Below are 8,582 nucleotides of genomic sequence, written 5' to 3' on the forward strand. Positions count from 1 at the left end.
CCGACAAGAAGCAACCGCCCCCCCTCCCCCAGCCATCCCCACCATCCCCCACCCACCCAACTACCCCCCACTCCCCCCGTTCTCCCCATTGGAGGCGAAGCGGGCAGCCTCAAGGAATTCGGGGCGTGGTTCCAAGGCTGCTGCGAGGCGGAAGTGGCGCAGCGCTTCATTGGGGCGGCTGGCGCGTTCCAGGGTGCGGCCGAGGGCGAAATGCGCGAAGGCGTTGTCCGGTTCGCGTTCCAGAACGATCTGGAATTCCAGCTCTGCGGGCCGTAGTTGAGCGGAGAGAAAGAAAGCGCGGGCGCGCAGCAGGCGGGCTGCGGTGTTCTCGGGGTGTGCGGTGATGACCGAGTCCAGCAGCCGGATCGCACCGCGCGGGTCTCGGGCTGCCAGCAGTTGCTCCGCGGCGCGGTAGTCGATGACGTGCGTCTCGGGACTGCGCTCGGGCACGGCCGTCTCCTCTCCGTTGTCGTCGGTGCAGGGCCGCAGGCGGCCATGCACCGTACGGCGGTACGTGCGGCACAACAATCACGTCTGTCGCCGCATTCCCCGACAGAGGCGGTCCTATCCCCCGCGGGCCCGCACCGACGTCAGCCCTTCACACCGACACCGACACCAACACCGACACCGACACCGACACCAACGCCGACGCCGACGCACTCGCGTCAGAGACTGAAGTGGTACGCCTTACGCAACGTCTCGCGCACGGTCCACTGGGTACGGTCGCCCTCGCGCAGGGCGCAGGCGTCGCCCGGTCCCACCTCGCGTACCTGCCCGCCGTCGGTCTCGATGGCGGCTCGCCCGCTGACGACCACGAACAGTTCGTTCGCCTCGGTGTCCGTCACCACACCCGGTGTGATCTGCCAGATTCCGCGGATCTGGCGGCAGCCCCGGGACTCCCGCAACGCCTTGCCCGGGACCCACCGGCTCGCCCGCAACGACCTGTTCGGGGTTTAGGGGATCAGGCTCCAGGTCCGCGTCCGCGATGCCCGGGACGTTGACAACGAACGAGGCGGGAGATGGCGCGGGAGATGCAGACGACACGGGATGCACGGGAGATACGGACGGCGCGTCAGAGACGGGGCAGAGGATGCGGGCGGCGCAAGCGACGTGTCCCCGGCGTGGGCCGGTCCGGCGGCGTCGCGAGCGGAACCGGGTCCGGTGCCGACGGCCCCCGCGTCAAGATCGGCAGTTGTCATGGCGGTGAGACCATCGGAATCGCCCGGCCTCAGGCGTTCCGCAGACGCTCCCATACCTCTCGGACCTGGGGTTCCAGGGCCTCCAGCGGACCGTCGTTGTCGATGACGAGGTCCGCGATCGCCAACCGCTGTTCACGGGTGGCCTGCGCGGCCATCCGCGACTTCGCCTCGTCCTCCGACATGCCGCGCAGGCGCACCAGTCGGTCCAGTTGGGTCTGCGGTGCGGCGTCGATGACGACGACCTTGTCGTAGAGCGGCGCCAGGCCGTTCTCGGTGAGCAGCGGCACATCGTGGATCACCACCGCGTCCGGGCCGGCCGATGCTTCGAGCTCGGCGGAGCGCGCGCCGACCAGCGGGTGCACGATCGCGTTCAGCGCCTTCAGTTTCTCCGGGTCGGAGAACACGATCGCGCCCAGCTTCGGCCGGTCCAGGGTTCCGTCCGGGGCGAGTACGTCCTCCCCGAACTCCTCGACGACCGCCGCAAGTCCCGGCGTACCCGGCTCGACGACCTCACGTGCGATCTTGTCCGCGTCCACGATCACCGCGCCGTACGACGCCAGCAGTCGCGAAACCTCGCTCTTGCCCGCACCGATCCCGCCGGTCAGCCCCACCTTCACCATGGCCCCACGCTATACGGCCCCGGGGCAGTGCGGAGCCGGGGCAGGGCCCCGTGTGTGCGGCCCGCTGGACGGGCTGACGCCCAGGGGCCGGGCGGGTACTCGCGCCGGCCGACTCGCGGCATTGAGCCGATCCACGCCGAACCTACGGCGGGGCAGGACGAGGAAGCCGGCGCACGACGGCCCACCGGCCAGCTCAAGAGCCGGGCCGTAGGGGCAAGGGCGGCCTGGCGCAGCGCAAGCCACCTCCGCATCGACCGCATGCCCGGCCGCCGTCCTCAGGGCCCTGGTCCTCCCGTCAGCTGTGCCCCTCCCCTTCGATCACGCCCCTCTTCAACCACGCCCCTCGCCCACCGGTCTCAGATTCCGCCGCCCCCGTCGGATTCGCGCTCCGCCAGGAACCGTTCGAATTCCCGGCCGATCTCGTCGGCCGTGGGCAGTTCCGCCGGCTCGGCGACGAGATTGCCCCGGGTCTCGGCCCCGGCCACCGCGTCGTACTGGTGCTCCAGGCCGCTTACCAGGGCGACCAGTTCCTCATCGCCCTCGGAGATCTGCCGCTCGATCTCCTCCTGCGTGCGCAGTGCCTCGGTGCGCAGTGCATGGGCCGCGTTCGGCAGCACCAGACCGGTCGCCGCGGTCACCGCTTCCAGGGCCGTGAGCGCGGCGTCCGGATACGCGGATCGGGCGATGTAGTGCGGCACATGGGCCGCCACGCCCAGCACGTCGTGTCCCGCCTCGGCCAGCCGGAACTCGATCAGCGCCTCGGCGCTGCCGGGCACCTGGGCCTCGTCGAAGAAGCTGCTGTGCGCTGGCATCAGGTCCGTGCGGTTGCCGTGGGGGGTGAGGCCCACGGGGCGGGTGTGGGGTACGCCCATCGGGATGCCGTGGAAGTTGACCGAGAGCCGCACACCGAGCCGCTCCACTATCTGGCGGACGGCCGACGCGAAGCGTTCCCATTCCACGTCCGGTTCGAGCCCGGACAGCAGCAGGAAGGGGGCGCCCGTCGCGTCCTCGACCAGCCGCAGCTCGATGCCGGGGGTCTCGTACGCGGTCCAGCGGTGGCTCTCGAAGGTGAGCAGCGGGCGCCGGGCGCGGTAGTCGATCAGCCGGTCGTGGTCGAAACGGGCGACGACCCTGTGGGACAGGCCGGTCAGCAGCCGGTCCACGATCTGCTCGCCGGTTTCGCCGGCGTCGATGTAGCCGTCGAAGTGGTACAGCAGCACGAGACCGGCGGAGTCCCTGGCGGTGATCGCCTCAACCGCCCCGAGCCCGCTCGGCTCCCATTCGTACAACCCCTGGGGATCCAACACAGTGACCGCTCCTCCTCGTGTCCGTGAGCAACAACGCCCGAGGCCGGCCCCGCATTCCCGGACCCGTCGCGCAAGCGAAGTTTGTCCGAAGGGGTACGCCCCCGCGCCCACATTTCCACGCCTCGCGTCCACCGCCACAACCCCGCCCGCCCTCCTCCCCACCTCGCCCCTGCCACATCCCTGAATGCCCACAACACACCAGGGAATTAGGGGTGTTGTCACCTGCCAACCACCCCGTCTTGAACACTCATTGGTCCGCACCTTCAGCCCGTCGGGACCCTCGCGCATCGCGACTCCGCCCAACGTTCGCATCCGGAAGGGACGTTGAATGCGCACCGGCCCCGAAGAGGTACGCCCCCTCCGGCAGATGCCTCTGGGGACGCGGAATGGGCGCGGGGGTATACGCCACCTACCCCGCCTACGCCGCCCCATGGGCAACCCGGCCGGTGCGGGCGGCAAGGCGGACGAGAGGGACGGACGCGAGGACAACGTACAGATCGTGCAGATTTGCCGGACCTCATCGAGCGCCACCGGAACACCACCGGAGCACCACCGGAAACCCTTCAGAACGCCATAGGGGTGCCCTCGGAGCACGATCGGTCCGGCGGTCAGGGTTCGGCGGAGGCGGAGCGTACGAGACGAGGTACCGCGGCACGAGGTACCACGGCGTAGCCGACCCCGGCGTTCCGGCCGACGCTCCGCCTCGACGTTCCGCCGCCGGCGTTCCGACGGGCTGAAGTCCCGGCCGCCACACCGCCGGGCAATGCGCCACCCGTATGCGGTGCACCGCATACGACGAAGGCCCGCTCCCCGGGGGGGGAGCGGGCCTTCGCCCATCAGCTAGCTAGTGCGCAGCGGGGTGGAGCGTCAGCTCTGGCCGCCGGCCAGCTTCTCGCGGAGCGCGGCGAGGGCCTCGTCCGACGCCAGGGCGCCGGAGTTGTCCGCCGACTCCGAGGAGTACGAGCCACCGGAGGTGTTGCCGCCGCCGGCCTGGCCGCCACCGGCCGCCGCGGGAGCCGCAGCGCCCTCGGCCGCGGCCTGCTCGTCGGCCTCGCGGGACTTGATGACCTGGGCCTGGTGCTGCTCGAAGCGCTGCTGCGCCTCGGCGTACTGCTGCTCCCACGCCTCGCGCTGGGCCTCGTAGCCCTCCAGCCAGTCGTTGGTCTCCGGGTCGAAGCCCTCGGGGTAGATGTAGTTGCCCTGGTCGTCGTAGGACGCGGCCATGCCGTACAGGGTCGGGTCGAACTCGACCGCCGACGGGTCGGCGCCGAAGGACTCGTTGGCCTGCTTCAGCGAGAGGCTGATGCGGCGGCGCTCCAGGTCGATGTCGATGACCTTGACGAAGATCTCGTCGTTGACCTGGACGACCTGCTCCGGGATCTCCACGTGGCGCTCGGCCAGCTCGGAGATGTGGACCAGGCCCTCGATGCCCTCGTCGACGCGGACGAACGCACCGAACGGGACGAGCTTGGTGACCTTACCCGGGACGACCTGACCGATCTGGTGGGTCCGGGCGAACTGCTGCCACGGGTCTTCCTGGGTGGCCTTGAGCGACAGGGAGACGCGCTCGCGGTCCATGTCGACGTCGAGGACCTCGACGGTGACCTCCTGGCCGACCTCGACAACCTCGGAGGGGTGGTCGATGTGCTTCCAGGACAGCTCGGAGACGTGGACGAGACCGTCGACGCCGCCCAGGTCCACGAAGGCACCGAAGTTGACGATGGAGGAGACGACGCCGGAGCGCACCTGGCCCTTCTGGAGGGTGGTGAGGAAGGTCTGACGGACCTCGCTCTGGGTCTGCTCCAGCCAGGCACGGCGGGACAGGACCACGTTGTTGCGGTTCTTGTCCAGCTCGATGATCTTGGCCTCGAGCTCCTTGCCCACGTAGGGCTGCAGGTCGCGGACGCGGCGCATCTCGACCAGGGAGGCCGGGAGGAAGCCACGGAGGCCGATGTCGAGGATGAGACCACCCTTGACGACCTCGATGACGGTACCGGTGACGATGCCGTCCTCTTCCTTGATCTTCTCGATGGTGCCCCAGGCACGCTCGTACTGGGCGCGCTTCTTCGAGAGGATCAGGCGGCCTTCCTTGTCCTCCTTCTGGAGAACAAGGGCCTCGATCTCGTCACCGACGGCGACGACCTCGTTGGGGTCGACGTCGTGCTTGATCGAGAGCTCACGGCTCGGGATGACGCCTTCGGTCTTGTAACCGATGTCGAGCAGGACCTCGTCCCGGTCGACCTTCACGATGACGCCGTCGACGATGTCGCCGTCGTTGAAGTACTTGATCGTCTCGTCGATCGCGGCGAGGAAGGCTTCCTCGTTACCGATGTCGTTGACCGCAACCTGCGGGGTGGTGGCGGTGGTCTCGGTGCTGCTCGTCATGTGGGAAAGGGCTCCGGTACGGACATTGAAGTCGTAGGTACTGCTACGCCGAGAGCCGGTATCGCCTCTGCATAAGCCGGACAGCGTCAGAGGCGCACCCTCCGGAAGCCCCGCAAAGCCGGAGCGACCCGAAACGCCTCGAAAACCGAGGGGACATTCATACAGATGCGAGCGCGGCCTGCTCCGTCTGAGGCGCGCAAGCCCGCAGCGCAACTTGTAGCATACGGGGGCAGCCGGAGACGGTCAATGCGCGAAGGCGCACACCGGGGGCGGAACGCCCCATAACCGGCACACGCGATGTTCCGCGAGGTCGTACAGCCTCGCGGCCCCCGCTGCGACAAGCACAGCGAAGACTACGACGACGGGCGCGATGAACCAAGAGCACGAGCCGGAGGCGACCCGCCGTGACGCCTCGGACGCCGAGAGCAGCCGGGCCAGCCGGGGTTGGTGGGACCGCAACGCGGACGAGTACCAGAGCGAGCACGGCGCGTTCCTCGGGGACGACCGGTTCGTGTGGGGGCCCGAGGGGCTCGACGAGGCGGAGGCGGCGCTGCTGGGGCCGGCCGCGGAGCTCAAGGGGCGCCGCGTGCTGGAGATCGGGGCGGGCGCGGCGCAGTGCTCGCGCTGGCTGGCGGCGCAGGGTGCGCTGCCCGTGGCGCTGGATCTGTCCCACCGGCAGTTGCAGCACGCGCTGCGGATCGCCGACGGGTCGGAGGGCGACGCCGTCGCGTTGGTGGAGGCGGACGCGGGGGCGCTGCCGTTCCGGGACGGCAGCTTCGATCTGGCCTGTTCCGCCTACGGGGCGCTGCCGTTCGTCGCGGATCCGGTCGGGGTGCTGCGGGAGGTGCGGCGGGTGCTGCGGCCGGGCGGCCGGTTCGTCTTCTCGGTGACGCATCCGATCCGCTGGGCGTTTCCCGACGAGCCGGGGCCGGAGGGGTTGTCGGTGGCGGCGTCGTACTTCGACCGGACTCCGTATGTCGAGCAGGACGAGGCCGGGCGGGCGGTGTACGTGGAGCATCACCGGACGCTGGGTGACCGGGTGCGGGATGTGGTGGCGGCCGGTTTCCGGCTGGAGGACGTCGTGGAACCGGAGTGGCCGGACTGGAACACCCAGGAGTGGGGCGGCTGGTCGCCGCTGCGCGGGCATCTGATCCCGGGGACGGCGATCTTCGTGTGCACGGCAGGGGCGGCGTAGCGGCTCCCGGACGGGGCGGGCCGGGGCGGCGGGCGGTTGCCGGCTTCCGGGGCGGCAGACTGGGGGCGTGACGCGCCCCCACTCCGATACCGCGGGCACCCCCGGTGCCGCCGCCCTCGCCCAGTTGCCCGTGCGCGGTGCGCTGCCCGCGCTGCGTGCCGCCCTCGACGGGGCCGGTGCCGCGGTGCTGTGTGCTCCGCCGGGTACCGGCAAGACGACGTTGGTGCCGCTGGAGCTCGCGGGGCTGACCGGCGGCGGGCCGCGGCGGCGGGTGGTGGTGGCCGAGCCGCGGCGGATCGCGGCGCGCGCGGCGGCGCGGCGGATGGCCTGGCTGCTGGGTGAGCAGGTCGGCGGGTCGGTGGGTTTCACGGTGCGCGGGGAGCGGCGGGGCGGGGCCCGTACGGCGGTGGAGGTGGTGACCACCGGGGTGCTGCTGCAGCGGTTGCAGCGGGATCCGGAGCTGGCCGGGGTGGATGTCGTGGTGCTGGACGAGTGCCATGAGCGGCATCTGGACGCGGATACGTGTGCGGCGTTCCTGCTGGATGTGCGGGAGACGCTGCGGCCGGAGCTGCGGCTGGTGGCGGCCTCGGCGACGACGGACGCGGAGGGGTGGGCGCGGCTGCTGGGTGGTGCCGGGGGTCCGGTTCCGGTGGTGGAGGCGACGGGGGTGTCGCATCCGGTGGAGGTGCTGTGGGCGCCTCCGGAGCGGCCGGTCGCGCCGGCTCACGGGATGCGGGTGGATCCGGCGCTGCTGGCGCATGTCGCGGGGGTGGTGCGGCGGGCGTTGCGCGAGCGGTCCGGTGATGTGCTGTGTTTCCTTCCGGGGGTCGGCGAGATCGGGCGCGTCGCGGGGCAGTTGGCGGGGGTGGACGCGGAGGTGCTGCAGGTGCACGGGCGGGCGCCGGCCGAGGTGCAGGACGCGGTGCTGGCCGGTGGGAGCGGGGTGCGGCGGGTGGTGCTGGCGACCTCTGTGGCGGAGTCGAGTCTGACGGTGCCGGGGGTGCGGGTGGTGGTGGACAGCGGGCTGGCGCGGGTGCCGCGGCGGGATCACGCGCGGGGGCTCGGTGCGCTGGCGACGGTGCGGGCGTCGCGGGCGGCGGCCCGGCAGCGGGCGGGCCGGGCCGGGCGGGAGGCGCCGGGGGGGGTCTACCGGTGCTGGTCGGAGGGGGAGGACGGGCGGCTGCCGCGGTTCCCGGATCCGGAGATCAAGGTGGCCGATCTGACGGCGTTCGCGTTGCAGGCGGCGTGCTGGGGCGATCCGTCGGCGGAGGGGCTGGCGCTGCTGGACGCGCCGCCGGGTGGGGCGCTGGCGGCGGCCCGGGAGGTGCTGGCGGCGATCGGCGCGGTGGACGGGGGTGGCCGGGCGACGGAGCGAGGCGTGCGGATGGCGCGGCTCGGCGTGCACCCGCGGCTGGCCCGTGCGCTGCTGGACGGCGCGCGGGAGGTCGGGGTGCGGCGGGCGGCGGAGGTCGTGGCGCTGCTGAGCGAGGAGCCGCCGCGGTCCTACGGGGACGATCTGGCGGCGGCGTGGCGGACGGCGCGCCGGGGTGGCGATGCGTACGCCACGCGGTGGCGGCAGGAGGTGCGGCGGCTGGTGTCGGCCGTCGGCGAGCCGGGCGCCGGGGCGGCGGCAGGGGCCTCGGTGACGGCCGGCAGTCGGCCGGCGGGCCCGGCGGACGGGTCCGGGGCGGGGTCGGACGACGCCGTGGCGGGGCTCGTTGCGGCGTTGGCGTTTCCGGAGCGGGTGGCGCGGGCGCGCGGGGCGGGGAGTTATCTGATGGCGTCCGGGACGGGGGCCGAGCCGGCGGGGGCCGGGGACGGGTCGCGGCTCAGGGATGCGCGGTGGCTGGCGGTGGCGGGGGGGGGCCGGGCGGGG

At 71.9% G+C, this 8,582-nt stretch carries 6 protein-coding genes and 1 pseudogene; 2 read left to right on the forward strand and 5 right to left on the reverse strand.

Translation table 11 applies throughout. The features are described from left to right. Positions 1-60: 60 nt before the first annotated feature. From RZ84_RS09105 to rpsA, 5 genes and pseudogenes are all read right to left on the reverse strand, one after another. Positions 61-450, reverse strand: a complete 390-nt coding sequence (locus RZ84_RS09105) for a tetratricopeptide repeat protein (protein WP_043269454.1) — start codon at positions 448-450, stop codon at positions 61-63. A 215-nt stretch (positions 451-665) separates the two neighbouring features. Continuing rightward, positions 666-1,044, reverse strand: a pseudogene (locus RZ84_RS09110) (cupin domain-containing protein). A gap of 184 nt (positions 1,045-1,228) precedes the next feature. After that, a complete protein-coding gene (coaE, locus tag RZ84_RS09115) occupies positions 1,229-1,819 on the reverse strand; it encodes a dephospho-CoA kinase (RefSeq protein WP_043263874.1) in 591 nt (196 codons plus the stop codon). A 356-nt stretch (positions 1,820-2,175) separates the two neighbouring features. Next, entirely contained in the window at positions 2,176-3,126 is a 951-nt protein-coding gene (locus tag RZ84_RS09120; protein ID WP_043263875.1) for a PAC2 family protein, read from the reverse strand. 867 nt (positions 3,127-3,993) lie between these two features. Further along, complete coding sequence (rpsA, locus tag RZ84_RS09125; protein WP_043263876.1) at positions 3,994-5,511, reverse strand: 30S ribosomal protein S1; 1,518 nt, start codon at positions 5,509-5,511, stop codon at positions 3,994-3,996. Between the two features lie 370 nt (positions 5,512-5,881). Between rpsA and RZ84_RS09130 the strand changes: the two genes are divergently transcribed. Together RZ84_RS09130 and RZ84_RS09135 are read left to right on the forward strand one after the other, a co-directional pair. Next, a complete protein-coding gene (locus RZ84_RS09130; RefSeq protein ID WP_043263877.1) occupies positions 5,882-6,706 on the forward strand; it encodes a class I SAM-dependent methyltransferase in 825 nt (274 codons plus the stop codon). Positions 6,707-6,773: 67 nt separating this feature from the next. Further along, positions 6,774-8,582: helicase-related protein (locus RZ84_RS09135; protein ID WP_063772668.1), on the forward strand; the 1,809-nt coding region annotated here is incomplete at its 3' end.

The organism is Streptomyces sp. CT34 (assembly GCF_000805335.1).
In the GTDB taxonomy this organism is placed as follows: Bacteria; Actinomycetota; Actinomycetes; order Streptomycetales; family Streptomycetaceae; genus Streptomyces.